Annotated in this window: 16 protein-coding genes; 7 read left to right on the forward strand and 9 right to left on the reverse strand. The window is 36.5% G+C overall.

Annotated elements, in window-relative coordinates; all coding sequences use genetic code 11:
* Nucleotides 1-66 precede the first annotated feature (66 nt).
* The gene (locus J0383_RS19275) at nucleotides 67-876 is read right to left on the reverse strand and encodes a helix-turn-helix domain-containing protein (protein WP_207295587.1); all 810 of its coding nucleotides are present in this window, start codon (nucleotides 874-876) and stop codon (nucleotides 67-69) included.
* 155 nt (nucleotides 877-1031) lie between these two features.
* On the opposite strand from J0383_RS19275, the gene J0383_RS19280 reads away from it, so the two are divergent.
* Nucleotides 1032-2390 carry an NAD-dependent succinate-semialdehyde dehydrogenase gene (locus J0383_RS19280; RefSeq protein ID WP_207295588.1) on the forward strand — a complete coding sequence of 453 codons (1359 nt, stop codon included), beginning with the start codon at nucleotides 1032-1034 and terminating at the stop codon, nucleotides 2388-2390.
* Nucleotides 2391-2564: 174 nt separating this feature from the next.
* On the opposite strand, the gene J0383_RS19285 is transcribed toward J0383_RS19280, so the two are convergent.
* Nucleotides 2565-2891: a winged helix-turn-helix transcriptional regulator gene (locus J0383_RS19285; RefSeq protein ID WP_207295589.1), complete on the reverse strand. Its 327-nt coding sequence runs from the start codon at nucleotides 2889-2891 to the stop codon at nucleotides 2565-2567.
* Between the two features lie 114 nt (nucleotides 2892-3005).
* Between J0383_RS19285 and J0383_RS19290 the strand changes: the two genes are divergently transcribed.
* The gene (locus tag J0383_RS19290) at nucleotides 3006-3779 is read left to right on the forward strand and encodes an SDR family oxidoreductase (RefSeq protein ID WP_207295590.1); all 774 of its coding nucleotides are present in this window, start codon (nucleotides 3006-3008) and stop codon (nucleotides 3777-3779) included.
* A gap of 134 nt (nucleotides 3780-3913) precedes the next feature.
* Here the strand turns inward: J0383_RS19290 and J0383_RS19295 are convergent, their stop codons facing one another.
* A complete protein-coding gene (locus J0383_RS19295) occupies nucleotides 3914-5632 on the reverse strand; it encodes an FAD/NAD(P)-binding protein (RefSeq protein ID WP_239023104.1) in 1719 nt (572 codons plus the stop codon).
* 283 nt (nucleotides 5633-5915) lie between these two features.
* Between J0383_RS19295 and J0383_RS19300 the strand changes: the two genes are divergently transcribed.
* From J0383_RS19300 to J0383_RS19310, 3 genes are all read left to right on the forward strand, one after another.
* Nucleotides 5916-7424, forward strand: a complete 1509-nt coding sequence (locus J0383_RS19300) for a DEAD/DEAH box helicase (protein ID WP_207295592.1) — start codon at nucleotides 5916-5918, stop codon at nucleotides 7422-7424.
* Between the two features lie 92 nt (nucleotides 7425-7516).
* Entirely contained in the window at nucleotides 7517-7819 is a 303-nt protein-coding gene (locus J0383_RS19305; protein WP_207295593.1) for a hypothetical protein, read from the forward strand.
* Nucleotides 7820-7930: 111 nt separating this feature from the next.
* Entirely contained in the window at nucleotides 7931-8290 is a 360-nt protein-coding gene (locus tag J0383_RS19310; RefSeq protein WP_207295594.1) for a response regulator, read from the forward strand.
* A gap of 53 nt (nucleotides 8291-8343) precedes the next feature.
* Here the strand turns inward: J0383_RS19310 and J0383_RS19315 are convergent, their stop codons facing one another.
* Nucleotides 8344-8862 (reverse strand): DUF421 domain-containing protein, encoded by a 519-nt coding sequence (locus tag J0383_RS19315; protein ID WP_207295595.1) that lies wholly within the window; start codon nucleotides 8860-8862, stop codon nucleotides 8344-8346.
* Nucleotides 8863-9301: 439 nt separating this feature from the next.
* On the opposite strand from J0383_RS19315, the gene J0383_RS19320 reads away from it, so the two are divergent.
* Entirely contained in the window at nucleotides 9302-10249 is a 948-nt protein-coding gene (locus J0383_RS19320; RefSeq protein ID WP_207295596.1) for an NAD-dependent epimerase/dehydratase family protein, read from the forward strand.
* A gap of 31 nt (nucleotides 10250-10280) precedes the next feature.
* Nucleotides 10281-11192, forward strand: a complete 912-nt coding sequence (locus tag J0383_RS19325) for a helix-turn-helix domain-containing protein (RefSeq protein ID WP_207295597.1) — start codon at nucleotides 10281-10283, stop codon at nucleotides 11190-11192.
* Between the two features lie 224 nt (nucleotides 11193-11416).
* Here J0383_RS19325 and J0383_RS19330 read toward each other — a convergent pair whose 3' ends face one another.
* From J0383_RS19330 to J0383_RS19350, 5 genes are all read right to left on the reverse strand, one after another.
* The gene (locus J0383_RS19330) at nucleotides 11417-12049 is read right to left on the reverse strand and encodes a nitroreductase family protein (protein ID WP_207295598.1); all 633 of its coding nucleotides are present in this window, start codon (nucleotides 12047-12049) and stop codon (nucleotides 11417-11419) included.
* Between the two features lie 386 nt (nucleotides 12050-12435).
* Nucleotides 12436-13617 carry a DUF3570 domain-containing protein gene (locus J0383_RS19335; RefSeq protein WP_207295599.1) on the reverse strand — a complete coding sequence of 394 codons (1182 nt, stop codon included), beginning with the start codon at nucleotides 13615-13617 and terminating at the stop codon, nucleotides 12436-12438.
* An 18-nt stretch (nucleotides 13618-13635) separates the two neighbouring features.
* Nucleotides 13636-13869 (reverse strand): DUF4266 domain-containing protein, encoded by a 234-nt coding sequence (locus tag J0383_RS19340; RefSeq protein WP_207295600.1) that lies wholly within the window; start codon nucleotides 13867-13869, stop codon nucleotides 13636-13638.
* The gene (locus tag J0383_RS19345; protein ID WP_207295601.1) at nucleotides 13866-14798 is read right to left on the reverse strand and encodes an FAD:protein FMN transferase; all 933 of its coding nucleotides are present in this window, start codon (nucleotides 14796-14798) and stop codon (nucleotides 13866-13868) included. The genes J0383_RS19340 and J0383_RS19345 overlap by 4 nt, the downstream gene beginning before the upstream one ends.
* Nucleotide 14799: 1 nt before the next feature.
* Nucleotides 14800-15240, reverse strand: coding sequence for a thioredoxin family protein (locus J0383_RS19350; RefSeq protein WP_207295602.1), 441 nt, complete (start codon nucleotides 15238-15240; stop codon nucleotides 14800-14802).
* Between the last annotated feature and the right edge of the window lie 144 nt (nucleotides 15241-15384).

The following is a 15384-nucleotide window of genomic DNA, read 5'->3' on the forward strand; positions in this document are numbered from 1 at the left end:
AAAGATTAAAAGGCAAAACTACAGTTCTATGTACATTGAAAATTGTATAAAATTAACATCGTAATTTTATTTACTAAAAAGCAATTTTTTATGATCTGAAGGTTTCATGTCGTTTACTTCCTTAAAACAGCGATTGAAATGGCTTTGATCTGAAAAGCCGCATTGATACGCAATTTCGGTAAAAGACTGGTTTTGTAATGCCATTAGAGACAACGCTTTTTCAACCTTTAATTTTCGGATGTATTCTCCTAAAGTGCAATTAAAATATTTAGAAAAATCTCTTGAAAGGTGCATTGGATGTACGTTTATCATTTTTGATAAAACCTCAAGAGTCAGGTTTTCTGCAAATTGTTCTCGGAGAATTTCATCGATTTGAGTTACCCATTTTGGTTTTTTGTGTAAAATACCTTGGCTGTCATTTTTTAACTGAGATAAAATTTCCAATAATAAACTCTGTGTCGAAATAGAAGCATCAGTATCTAGTTTAGACGCCCTGAAAATTTTATACATCAATAACTTAATCAACGGATTTCCAATTTTACTGCTTCCTTCCAAAGTTTCGTTATTCAGCCCCAGCGTATCGAACCATTTTTTCTCAATTTCAAGATGAAAACCTCTTGTAAATCCTTCAGGTTTTATATTATAATGTGCATCCTGCCAATTATGAAATAATAAACTTCCTGGCGAACAATCATAAATCTCTTTTTTATTGCCTTCTATCACATTTCCTTGCAGAATAAAAGTAAAATAAGCATGTTCATGGTAATGCCAATCTACTTTAGGATGCGTGTATACAGTATCAGTCAAAGTAATGCCATCCAAGCAAATGGTTTTATGGGTATCACCATAGAATTCTCCTTTCTGCGAATGTTTCATGACTAATTACGTGCTCTACTTGTGATTTACAATCTCCTATAAGTTAGAATCTACACAAATGTATTGATTTCATGAAGATGATAAATTAATTGTTTTAAAAATAATTTGTACCTTTTATAAAGCTTTTAAAAATGTTATACGTTAAATAATTAGTTATGATAAAGTCTATAAATCCTTATACTCAAGAGATAGTTTTTGAGATTCCAGAATTAGATAAAAAAGATGTCGAAATGGCAATTAATAGAGCAGAGGAGCAGTACAAGCTTTGGAAAGAAGTTTCAATTTCTGAACGCTCAATATTAATGAAAGCAGCCGGAGAGGAGCTGAGAGAAAACGCCCAAGAATATGCCCAGATTATTACCCAAGAGATGGGAAAACCCATCGCGCAGTCATTAGCAGAAGTGGAAAAGTGCGCTAATTTATGTGATTACTATGCAGATAATGCTTCAAAGCATCTTGCCGATAAAATAATTGAAACAGAAGCACATAAAAGTTATGTAAGCTACGAGCCAATAGGAATTATTTTGGCAATTATGCCATGGAACTTTCCGTTTTGGCAGGTCATGCGTTTTGCAGTACCCGCACTGATGGCAGGAAATGTTGGGATCTTAAAACATGCTAGTAATGTGATGAAAAGTGCTGTAAATATTGAAAAAGTATTTGAAAGAGCAGGTTTTCCAAAAGGCTGTTTTACGAATTTACCTATTGGGAGTAAAATGGTAGAGGAAATCATTAAAAATCCCAAAGTGAAAGCGGTTACATTGACCGGAAGTGAAACAGCAGGAAGAGCTGTAGCGGCCGTTGCTGGAAGTCAAATTAAAAAAACCGTGCTTGAGTTAGGAGGAAGTAATGCTTTGGTTGTTTTTGCAGATTGTAATCTGCAAGAAACTGTAAAAACGTGCGTGCAGGCACGTTTTCAAAATGCGGGGCAGAGCTGCATAGCTGGAAAGCGCTTATTGGTTGAATCCGCAATTGCGGAAGAATTTACAAAAGCTTTTTTGGAAGGTGTCAAAGAACTTCAGCCTGGAGATCCATTGAATGAGAAAACGACCATAGGAACAATGGCTCGCATTGACCTTGCTGAAGAACTCGAAAAACAGCTTCAAGATGCTCTGGATAAAGGTGCAGAAGTGTTGCTGGGTGGTAAAAGGGATAAAGCTTATTTTCAGCCAACTGTTGTAGGCAATGTGACAACCGAGATGTCTATTTTTAAAGAAGAAGTTTTTGGCCCTCTAATCGGAATTACAACTTTTAATGATGAAGAGGAAGCTGTTGAGCTGTCAAATAAAAGTTTATTTGGACTTGGAGTCACCATTTTCACAGAGGATTTCGAAAAAGCATCTAGATTAATACCGAAGTTTGATGAAGGTGCAGTGTTTGTAAATGAACTCGTGAAGAGTGACCAGAGACTGCCTTTTGGAGGAACTAAAAATTCAGGATATGGACGTGAACTTTCGCAGGATGGTATTCAGGAATTTGTAAACAAGAAAACGGTTTACATTAATAAGTATTGAAAAAAAATAATGCAATTATTGCTTTAAAAATTCCAGCAGATAATAATGAGGATTTTGTTACTATAGAAGAGAACAGAACTTAAACTGTTGGATTTTAAAAATAAAAAGTCCTAATCTTTGGTTAGGACTTTTGTCGATAGGGCATATTCTGGAAATCATATTATTTCCAAATAATTAGCTGACATGCTCCAGCCCCCATTTATAAAGTTCATTAATAATTGGTTCTAATTTTTCACCTTTTAAGGTCAGGGTATATTCAACTGTAGGCGGCACGGTTGCAAAAACTGTTCTAGTGACAATGCCATTTGCTTCCATATTTTTAAGTTCTTTAACCAGCATTCGTGTATTTATGCCAGGTATTAGCCGCTCCAATTCTCCAAAGCGTTTCTTTCCCGGAAATAAAGCATAAATAATCGACATAGACCATTTTCCTCCTATTACGTCCAAAATTTCCTGAAGTGCGCAACGCTCACTAATTTTTTTTATTTTTTTTTTGTCCATAAGTGTCTGCCTTTGTTTAATCCTTTACTTTTTGTTATTACTGTACATTCGTGTAACTACTTTCAAAAGTAAAGTTTTGTGTCTTACTTTGCAATTCAATTTAAAAAAAAATATATGGATTCTATCTTCAAAGGACAGGTTGCTTTAGTAACCGGCGGAACAAAAGGCATTGGTAAAGCTATTGCTGATACGTTAAAAGATAAAGGAGCTGAGGTAATAGTTACCGCCCGTAATACACCAGAGGCAGGTATAAACGGATATTATTTTATAGCAGCAGATCTCACGCAGCCAGAAAGCGCTGAAATGATTGCTAAAGAAATTATTGAAAAATATGGCAGGATAGATATTATTGTCAATAATGCAGGTGCAAATTTAGGTCCTGGTGGAGGTTATGCGGCACTCTCGGATGAAGACTGGTACAACGACTGGCAATTGAATTTTATGACAGCAGTTCGAATCAACAAAGCTCTACTGCCTACAATGATCAATCAGAATAGTGGATCAATCATCAATATTTCGACAGGAGCGGCAAAACAGCCTATCTGGGATATGACGATGTCTTATTCTTCGGCAAAAGCGGCATTGAATGCTTACAGTAAAGCACTGGCAAGCGAGTTAGGGCCTAAAGGAATACGTGTCAATGTAGTTTCTCCCGGTCTTGTTAAAACCACTTTAATGCTGGATTTTATTGAGAATATTGCGGCGTCTTCAGGAAGTAATTTTGATGATACTTTTAAAGCTATAATGGATAAAGTAGGCGTGCCCTTAAACAGAATGGCAGAACCTCTAGAAGTAGCTTCTCTGGTAGCATTTCTTGCCTCACCAGAGGCAAAATACATCACTGGAACAAATTATTCTGTAGATGGCGGGGCTTCTCCAACTGTCTAAATAAATTAGTTAGAAGTTCAGTAAGCACTTAAATGTGAAAATTTGTGGTCTCAACTTTTTTTATATGGCTCTATCCGTTAAAGATAAGAGCCATAGTTTATTTTCTTATTTGAAGTCGGCCTTTTTATATGTACTTACAATTCAAAAAGTTCTTCTTTAAAAATATCCTCAACAATTTTTAGAGAAGCAGCTTCGCAGAAATCCAAACCAGAATAATCCGGATTAAACCCTCCAATATAAGGTACAGCCATAATATAAATATTTTCATTATAAGACCCATACTGGTCAATGATCTGGAAGTTGTCGTTAATTGCAATTCCAGAAACCTGAAGAGAGTAACTTCCATCGGCATTTTTTTCAACCAGTGTACTTCCATTTTCTAAAATTGTTTCTGCAGCTTCATTTGATTTAAATTTTAATGCGGCTGGACTTACAGCTTTTTGTAAAAGCAGTGTTTTAAAAGGAAAATCTTCATAGGATAAATGCGGCTGGCCGATGCAGTCTACAAATGTATTGTAATAGGTTTCTTTTTGATTTTGATTTTCATCCAGATACTTATAAAGTATGCCTCCGCCATGCTGCGGTTCTACAGTGCTGTCTTGATTTACCGCTGTGATATCCAAAACGCCAGCGTGATGCAAAGCAAGAAGTTCACCGCACGATTTCTGAGGTACAAAAGCAATCACTATAGAAATTAGAGGCATAAGTACTTTTTGTAATCTCTGCATATCCTCTGCCGAAAGATATTTTGCCGGATGGTTCATGGCAAAACTTAAAACAGCAAGCATTTCCTTCCAATAAATAGATTCCTGTCTTTTTATGGATTTTTCAGCTTGTGCGTATTCTGCTTTTAAAAGCTGGAAAGGATCCAAACGCTCTCTAAGTTCCATCATTTCTTCCACAAATTCTTCAATAGAAAGGTCTTTGATACGATTGTAAAAATCAGGATCTTTAGTGCGGAAAATTTCCGTGAAATTTCTTTTAAACACAAAATCAAGAGAAAGAAATCCATTGTTTCCTTTACGATGCTCATCGATCTCTTCTCTCGTAAGCAAAGAATCGTGTGATAAATGAGAATCTTCCAAATGGAACCGAACGGCCGGAAGCATACCGCTTCGTGAATGTATCACCATTTTAAAATCAGGGCAGTCTTCTGCTTTTTCAAAACGTAATTTTCCATCATTTTCCTTTATAAATTTTCCGTTGCAGCGTGCTAAAGTTCGTATGGCATCAATGGCAGTAAGGGAAGATCCTCTTATAGCCACAGCATGATTTAATTTTGTAGTAAGCTTTGAAGGCGGATAAGGAGAGTCAAAATAGCCTTTAACCTTTCCTTCATATTTTTTAGGCCAGTTATGTCCGGTGCAAATTACGGCATAGTCAAATTCTTCCATTCCAGCCGCTGTGGCTACACATACTTTTTGGTCTTCCTGCTTATAAATAATATCCGTAACATTTGTGTCGTAGTGGATAGTGGTAGTAATTCCTTTTACAGCTGCAATTTGCTGTAAAAGTTCAAACTGTGAAGAAAGGTAATGACCAAATAAAATTCTCGGCAGTACTTTATATTCATTAAAATGGCCTGAATTGATATCAAATTTTTCAAGTAAATCACTGGGAGCAGTTTTTATCCATTCTTCTATAGAAGTAACAATGTCGGGTATTTCATTGTCAGAGACATTGGTTACATGCTCATCATTCGCGCCTTCACTGCTGTAAGGCATACCGGCTCCCAGCATACTCTTTTTTTCAAAAATGGTTACCTCAAGGTCCGTACTTCCATATTCGACAAGTCTTTTGTAAAGAAAGAGTCCGCTGGGACCACCTCCTAAAATGGCGATCTTTTTTTTCATTTTATCTTGCTGCATTTTTTACTAATTTTTAAGAAAATTACTTCCTTTTAGAAAAGCAAACGTTATAAAATTTTTCAATTTGTATCTATAATTTTACTATCGTAATCCAAGAATAAAATAAAAGTCACTTTGCAAATTCTATTTAAGACCGTTGGACTTTTGTATAATCAAAGTAGTATATTGCTATAAATAAACGGGATAATATATAAATCTTAATTTTAATGTTGTAACCCAATACACTGTTATGAGGTTAAATTTGTAATAATCGGACAAATAGACCAACATGAAAAAAAATATACAGACAGATCCTGTTCTTTATTCTTATCAGCAGAGGGATATTGATATTATCTTTGAGCAGATGTGGGATGCTTCAAACCTGAAACTTTTATACCAGCTTCCAACAGGAGCAGGAAAAACAATAGTATTCTGTGAAATTGTCCGCAGATTTGCTGCACATTTTGGCACTAAGGCTCTTATATTAACCCATCGTAAAGAGTTGGCAGCACAGACTTCATCAGCATTAAAAAAAATAGGTGTAAAATCTTGTTTGATCAACAGCAGAAGCAGCAATTTTAAAACGGATTACGATTGTTATGTGGCAATGGTTGAAACGCTGCGTAACAGAATCCGGTCAAAAAAAGTAAAAACTGCTGCCGTTGGACTGTTAATTATTGATGAAGCGCATCACAATTCGTTTCGAAAATTATTGAAGAATTTTAAGAACGCCATTGTAATAGGTGTAACTGCGACGCCTTTCAGTTCAGATGTTTCCAAACCGATGAACAGCTTCTACAAGTCATTTTTGGCAGGTGAAAACATTTCAGATCTTATTGCTGGAGGTTTTTTAGCAGAGCCTCGATCACATATTTACGAAGTAGAACTTAATTCGCTTCAAAGAGGAACCCATGGCGACTATACAGTGCGATCTTCCAATGAGCTGTATAGTTCTGCGGCGATGCAGGACCTATTACTAAAAGCCTATGGTGAGCATTCAAAAGGTAAAAAAACACTGATTTTTAATAATGGAATCGCCACTTCGCTTAAAGTACTGGAAACTTTTACCGCTGCTGGTATTCCGATCAGACATCTTGATAATAAAACGGATGACGAGGAGCGAAAGGAAATACTCAAGTGGTTTAAGAAAACAAAGGATGCCGTGCTTACCTCAGTATCTATCCTGACTACTGGATTTGATGAACCCACTGTACAACATGTGATTCTTAACCGTGCCACAACCTCTATAACCCTTTATCATCAGATGATTGGGCGGGCAGCCAGAAGACTTCCGTCCAAGAAAACTTTTTCTATAATTGATCTTGGGAATAATATCCAGCGTTTCGGAGCTTGGGAACAACCGGTAGACTGGAAATTCGTTTTTGAACATCCCGATGATTTTGCCAAACAGCTCCAATATCACTCCGCCAGCGGTTCATCGTTACAATCACATGGATTTTCGGCAGCATTAAGGGCACAGTTTCCCAATACCCTTGAAGTAGCTTTTGATGTCGAGCAGCATTATCAAGAAGCTCTTGATATGGATAAAAAGCCAAAAACGGTGATTCAGGATTCTATCCGACAGCAGGCTGCAATGTGTATGGAAAATGCAGAAACCCTTTCTCAGGCACTTGCTTTAGCAGAAGCCCTTCAGCCTGAAATTGAATGGCGTGTGAAACAGTATGTAAAATGTCTGGATAATGCCAGTGTCAATTATAAAAAATGGCTTATGGAAGATTACCTCAAGCGTTTAAAAGGATTAATAATCAAATTATACCCAAGGGTAAAAGCAGCGTAAGCATAAAAGAGGGGATGCAAGTGTTTCTGATGAGGCAAAATAGGGGTAATTTTACTAATTTCTGAATTATAAATAATTTTAAATACTTATATATGAACAAACATACTGTTATATTTAAAACCGGACAGTTGATACTTCCCGACGAAACGGATCTTCATTTTGTAACTGATCTGTTGCATGCAGGACAGCTCGAATTGGATTACATCGGTGCGTCTGCCGATCGCCAAAATGACCATCCAGAAGAAATTTCACTTTTACTTTTTCATTTTGAAACCCAAGATACATTAGATTATGATATGACTGAATCTCAGTTAAACTATTTGCTGTCTGGGTTGTTGAAAAAAGGAAATCCCACAATCACTACAAAGGGTAATGATATTACAGTTCATTTGTAATAATTATTTCCGTAATTGCAGATATTTTGTCTAGGCTTGTGAAAGAAGCTATAGTGGAATGTAATATTGTATCTATTTAAAAAAAAGAATATGTCTTATAAAAATATATTATTGATTGATGATGACATCGACGATACGCTTTTATTTCTTGAAGCCTTAAAGAAAGTAAATGCAGAAGCAGTGTGCCGCACTTCGATGAATCCTTCCAAAGCACTCGAAGAACTGGCTGGGTCAGATGATCTTCCTGATATTCTGTTTTTGGATTATAACATGCCGGCAGTTAACGGACTCGAATTTATACAACGCATGCAGCAGATTGAGCGTTTAAAAAATATTGAGGTGATTGTCATGTCAACTCCTCCCGAAGAAGTAATGAAGCCTTGGTTTGCCAGAAACAACACTGCAGTGAAATATATCTCAAAACCCTCCAGTATGGAAGAGCTTGAGCAGTTTTTAAGGGAACAACTTTAAGGAAACAATACTTTTTTACAGCATACTAGGGGATTTATTAATTATGCTAAATCTCAGTTTTTAATATTTAAATCATCAAGCGAGCTGGGACCGCTGCCTTGTGTGCGTTTTATGACGCTCATGGTTCCATTCAATTCCATTACTACTGCTTTGACATCTTTAATTTGATCGATGCCGGCAGAACGAATTGCGGCATAAATTTCTTCTTTGGTAATAGCTTCTCTTGCCATTGTCTTCTCGAAGAATTCGTTGTCTGCAAAAACAGGACGGGGAACAGTATTGATAATCCGTTCCATTCTAGAGGACGTGCGTGCCAGCAAAGCGAAAAAATACTGAAGAAAAATAATTAAAAAAAGGACAATCAGCCCTTCCAAAAATGGGATAGTTCCAAGCATAATATCAGAAAGGGTAGAACCCAGTGCTATTGATACAACAAAATCAAATGCATTGAGTTTTGCCAGAGTTCTTTTCCCAGAAATGCGGACAAAAAGAAAAAGGGCTATAAAAGCGGCAATGGTTGTAATGGCAACATGTCCAATACTCTGCCAATCTTTAAAAAAAATTCCGTTCATTTTTTATGGATTTATAAGTGCCTTATGGTGTTTATTTCAATTTATTCAAGTCTTCCTATTGCTCAATCAATATTTCATTATTGATGTTAAAACGTTTATTTGTTGATTATCAAAAGCCTAAAAATACTATATTGATGGTAATTTATGCTTACAAGAAAATTAAAACCATATTTTATAATTTCCATATCAGTATAAAACAGCATTATTCAAATACTCCAAACTCATATATAGAATACAGAGATTATGTTACAAATTCCATTAATTCTGATACTGCTGAGATTTTGATACGTCGGAAATTTGCAGTGTAAAAAGATAACAGTATGAATTGGAAAAAAATATTTTACAAAAGAAAAATAAAATAATACATAGTAATAATAATCAGATATACGGTTTACAGACAGAGATCTGACTTTGCAGTACAATTTAAAAAAATAAAGATATGCAGACGATATTAGGCGCTAATGGGCAGATAGGTGAAGAACTGGCAAGAGAACTGAAAAGAAATTTTACTTCCCAGATCAGGATTGTAAGCCGTAATGCGAAAAAGGTTAATGATACCGATGAAGTTTTTTCTGCAGATTTATCCATCCGCGAAAAAGCCATTGAAGCAGTGAAAGGAAGTGAAATAGCTTATTTTACTTTGGGTTTGCCAATCAGTACAGAATTATGGGAAAAGCAGTTTCCAGTTATTTTAAAAAATGTGATTGAAGCCTGCAAAATAAACAAAACCAAATTGGTTTTCTTTGACAATACGTATATGTATCCTCAGGACGGAAGGGTTCTAACAGAAGATACTATTTTTAATCCAGTAGGCAGAAAAGGAAAAGTACGCCGCGAAATGGCTGAAATGGTATTGAAAGAAATAAGTTCAGGAGAACTGGAAGCAGTGATCTGCCGTGCGCCTGAATTTTACGGTCCCGGTAAAACACAAAGTATTACCAATACCTTAATCTTCAACAATCTTAAACAGCATAAAAAACTGAAAGTGCCGTTAAGCAGTCGCAAAAAGCGCAGTCTGATATGGACACCTGATGCAAGTCATGCTGCGGCTTTAATTGGTAACACACCTGATGCTTTTGGACAGACTTGGCATTTGCCTGTTGATAAAAGCCACCCAACGTATCAGGAGTTTATTGCATTAACTTCGGATATTTATGGTAAGGAACTGAAATATTTCGTTGTTCCAAAAATCTTTTTTACGCTAGGCGCAGTATTTAACAAACCAGTAAAAGAACTGCTGGAATTGCTGCCAAGATATGAGCACGATAATATTTTTGACGATACCAAATTCAGAAAAAGATTCCCTGACTTTAAGGTAACAGATTATAAATATGGAATTGAACAGATTAAGAAAGAACAATCTGGAAGTACTACAATAAATCATTAAATTAGCCATGTATAAATCTGAAAATCAAGTAATGAAAACTCCTTCCAAAGTTTCATCCATCAGTGCGCTGCATCAGTTTCTGGGATTAGCTAAACCCAGTAATCCCCTGATTAGTGTCTTTAATTTTGATGAGGTTAAACTGGAGCCTGAAACCATTTTAAAGGCGATAACCACAGATTTTTATGTAATTGCTATCAAGAAAGACTGTGCTGGAGGAAAATGCAGGTACGGACAGCAGTATTACGATTTTGAAGAAGGAATTATGTACTTCATCGCTCCACATCAGGTATTACAGTTCGATGATGTTTTACTTAATGGTGTACGAGGTTTTGTACTAGTCTTTCATCCCGATTTTCTGCAGGGTTATCCCTTAGCAGCTGCAGTAAGAGAATACGGTTACTTTTCATATTCGGCTAATGAAGCACTGCATCTTTCTGAAAAAGAAGAAAAATCGGTGATGGATATTGTTGAAAACCTATCATCTGAAATGGATAACAACATTGATGCTTTTACACAGGATTTAATAGTGTCTAATATCGATTTGTTATTAAAATACTGCGGCCGCTTTTACAACCGACAGTTTTTGACAAGAAAGAAAGCGAACAGCAATCTGCTGACTAAATTAGAAGCAGTCTTAGATAAATATTTTAAAAATGACATCTTAGCTGAAAAAGGCGCTCCAACTGTTCAGCTTATTGCTGGGGAACTGCATGTAAGCGCTAATTATTTAAGCGATATGCTAAGGGCTCAGACAGGACAGACGACCCAACAGCATATTCAAAATAGATTAATTGAAAAAGCAAAGGAACTTTTATCAACCAGCTCATTTTCTGTATCTGAAATAGCTTTTCAATTGGGCTTTGAACATCCACAGTCTTTTCACCGTTTATTTAAAAACCGTACATCAGTTTCTCCATTAGAATACAGAACGAGTTTTAATTGATGCAATTCCGAATTGAACATTAGAATTTCAAGTTCATTATCACCACGGGTAAAACTTTTAAAGTCGAGAAACTGCAATTTCCATTAGCCCAAAAAAATGCCATAATCCACAGCTGAACCATGGGTTATGGCAAAAAAAGATGTGCCGATAATGCAGGCAGTAATAGAAATAGCATAATACTATCAATACTTGAATTTGATTGATATCTTATGTTTTCAATAAAATTATTTTATTTCAGTAATGAATTCACTTTTAGGAGTTCTTACTTTTTTTAGGTTCACTAACCAATCGTTAGAAGCGTCTCTGTAACCCAAAGGCAGGACTAATACACTTTTAAGACCAAGTTCTTCTAAACCTAATAATTTATCTACCTCAGCAGGAATAAAACCTTCCATTGGTGTCGCATCTACCTCTTGTTCCGCTGCTGCTGCAATAGCTAAACCAAACGAAATGTAAGCCTGTTTTGCGGCATGATTGGTATGCCATTCCTGACTAAGATCTTTATACTTGCCCCACAGTAATTTTTTATAATCATCCATGCTGCTTGCTGGAATCCCGCGTTCAGCTGCCGTTCTGTCAAAAACTTCTGAGATTTTTTCTAAAGAATATCCATCCCAAGCAGCAAAAACCAATACATGAGAAGCATCTACAATCTGGCTTTGTTCAAAACCAACTGTTTTTATCTTTTCCTGTAATTCCTTATTTGTGATTACAAAAATTTTATACGGCTGTAAACCAGATGAAGACGGAGCTAATCTTGCCGCTTCTAGGATATAATCGATTTTTTCTTGCGGCACCACTTGCCCGTTCATTTTCTTGGCTGCATAACGCCATTTAAGTGCATCTATTAATTTCATTTCGTTTGCAAATTAAATTATTATTCAAAAGTAAATACTTTAAATATATTTTTATCATAAAATTCCAAAATATGATGGTAAAATAAAAATAATATGCAGCAGATTATCCACAGCTTAGAATTTCTTAATCGATATAGCAAGTAAGATAATAGTGACAATTGAGTAAAAAGGCAGATTTGTTTTTGTGGAATAGAAAAACATAACTTCCAATATTTATATATCATGGTTTTTCTATGTAAATTTTGCGAAATTCAGTAAAAGTAAAAAAGCCTGCGAATCTTATGATTTACAGGCTTTATCACGTTTTTTTACAGATTTTTTGAAAGCAGAATAAACTATAACTAAAAAGTATCTTTTATCAAGACATTTCATTAAGATTTATATTTCTACCTGTATTTGATATTGATACTGACGATATCAGATGTCAGGTCATTGGATCTAGTATAATGGCCATAACGGATTTCGAGCGTATTCCAGTGCTTAAGCCCAAATATACCATCTGGCGGAGTCAATTTGAGACCCATTCCAACAAAGCTGCTGTTAAATTTTGACAGATCATAATTACTGGTGTAGAATTCATCAGACTGAGAATGTCCTCCATAAGGTTTGAAATATTTAGCAGCGCTCTGGCTGTAATAACGGTAGAAAGGACTCAGAGAGAATGCCTGGGTTATTTTTACAGGAATCTCCAGATCTGCTGTATGAGCCTTTAAATCCCAACTGTCTGTGTAATAACGATAGTATGCTCGTATGATAATATTGTCTCCCATGAAATAGCTTGCTCTAATGCCTATCGGAATTTTAAAGCGGGTGTCGGGCATTTTCTCCTGATGCACTGTTCCATCTGAAAAATACACCCTGTGAAAAGGAAGACTTAAATAACCATTCTGGCTTATTAAATCCCCAACAAGCAGTACTTGAAGCCTCTGATTAATAATTTGAGAGTAGCTCAGAGTTCCTGCAAAAGTATTGCGTCCTGCACTTCCGTAACCTTCTCCTCCTGGTCTAAGTTCATCAGGTTTCACAAGCTTTAACTGGTCAATAAAAGTCTGAAAACGTGCAGAGAATTCTCCGTTCCTGTCTTTTGTCTTCTGCGAAAAACTAATATTTCCTCCAAATGATTGATAATCAAACTCGGTAGAAGAAGAAACGCCTATTCCAAGAGTTTGCCCTTTCAGCTCATTTTCCCTTAGATAGGTAAGTGAAGGATAAAAACGATTGTCTGAAGATGAAGCAGAAGAATTGGCACTAAGATCGATCATATCGGAAGAAGCAGAGGTATAGTGGTCGATTCCGGCTTCGATATCAAAGGTGTGTTTAATTCCCGTTTGTCCATATTTTACCATTTTTACGTCTATGGTATTTGCAATGTCAGTCAGTTTCTGAGTTCCGATTCCTCCCGTAACAGCCGAATGATCACCATTTTGGGTGTAATAGCTTGATACGAGATTTACTTCTTCGACTTTTAATTTTCTGCTTTTATACCCTGTGGAATCAACAGGTATATCCTGCGCTCTTAATTGGAACAAAACCATAAGGGCTGCTCCTGTAAGGAATACTCTTTTCATTTTTTTAAGGCATAAAAATTAATTGCAGCCGCAGCCTCCGCCGCTTTTTCCTGCATTAGCTCCGGAAGCTCCTTCACGGTAGGACTGGAAACTGAGTTCGGTTTTCTCTATTTTGCGATTAGACAGAACCATTTCCGAATCATTGATTTTTCCTTTCTGGTATTCCTTTACCGGAGTGCAGGAAACAGCAAGAATGCTGGCCACTACCACAATTGCTGCGGTAAGCTGACTTCTGGAATTTCGTTTTTTCATTGCAGTCTGATGTTTTTAGAAGTATAGATTTTGTTATTGTCGTCTATGATAATACAGTACAGATCAGGAATCTGGTTTATTAAAAACAATCCTGCGCTTATCCCCATAACTGCTATGGGCGTTGCCATCGCATCTGCAAACTCTGCATTTGTAGTAATGATGGTCACGCTTTTGATTCCGCTTACTGGGAGTCCTGTTTTCGGATCTATGGTATGGGAATATTTTTTCCCATTAATGGTAATGTATTTTTCGTAGTTTCCTGATGTCGCAACCGCCCTGTCTGATATGTCCATATAGGAAAATACAGAACTTGGAGCATCAGGATCGGCCACACCGATTGTCCATTTACGACCGTCGGGCTGCAGGCCCCAGGCGCAGAGATCCCCGCTGGCATTAATAATGCCGCTCTGAACGCCTCTTTTAATCAGGACTTTTTTTGCCATTTCTGCTGCGTACCCTTTTCCAATGCCTCCAAAACCAATACGCATCCCTTTTTCTTTGAGAAAAACGGAACAATTCTCCCTGTCCAGCAAGATGTTGCGGTAGTCAATCAGATGCACCATCTTAAGAGCGGTTTGAGTATCAGGAAGGCTTTTCATTGAGCGGTCAAAATTCCAAAGACTCTTATCGATGCCACCGTAGCTGATGTCAAAGGCACCCTGCGTTATTTTTGAAATCCCAATAGATCTTTCAATCAGATTAAAAACTTCCTCGTCAACTTTCACTGCAGAAATTCCTGCCTGAGTATTGACCTGATTGGTCTGACTCTGGTCGTTATAGGTTGTGAGCAGTCTTTCTATACGTTTGATTTCTTGAACTGCGGCTTCTATATGTTCGTTTGCTGTCTTATGGTCAGAAGCTGTCACAGTGATTGTAAAGCTGTTGCCCATAAGTCTTAAGGATTGGGAATATTTCTGAATGCCGGCCATCTTATTTTTGGCTATCACAGATTGATTTTATCTCTGCTGTCCATTGCTCAGGAGCCGATTCAGGTTTCCCGTGCCAGGATTTGATTACTTTACCTTGTGAATCCAATAGAAGCGTGAGAGGAAAACTACCTTCTTTATTGTATATTTCAGCTAGTGCTTCATTTCTTTTCACTTGTTCCGCTGCCGGCATATTTTTTTTCTTACGTGGAAAATCAGCATTTACAAGTACTAAATTCTTATCGGCCATAGCAATAAAATCTTGATTCTCCAGATAGTCCCTTCTGGTAAGGATGCAGGGACCGCACCAGTCTGATCCGGAAAAATTAAGCAGGATTAATTTGTGCTGCTCTCGAGCAATTTTTTTTGCATTCTCAAAGTCAGGTTCCCAGTTTATTGAGCCGTGAATTATCAGGGAAAATAATAAGAAGGTCATCAGTTTCATGTTAAATGTATTTTTGGTATACCAATATTAACGTAATATCGATGCATATGGTTTTTAATTATACTTAAGATTTAATTAAATTTAAAGTTCTTATCAAATTCTCATCTCTATAATCAAAAGAGGTTTCTTAATATTGTATACGTA

The sequence above is a fragment of the Flavobacterium endoglycinae genome (genome assembly GCF_017352115.1).
Taxonomy (GTDB): domain Bacteria; phylum Bacteroidota; class Bacteroidia; order Flavobacteriales; family Flavobacteriaceae; genus Flavobacterium; species Flavobacterium endoglycinae.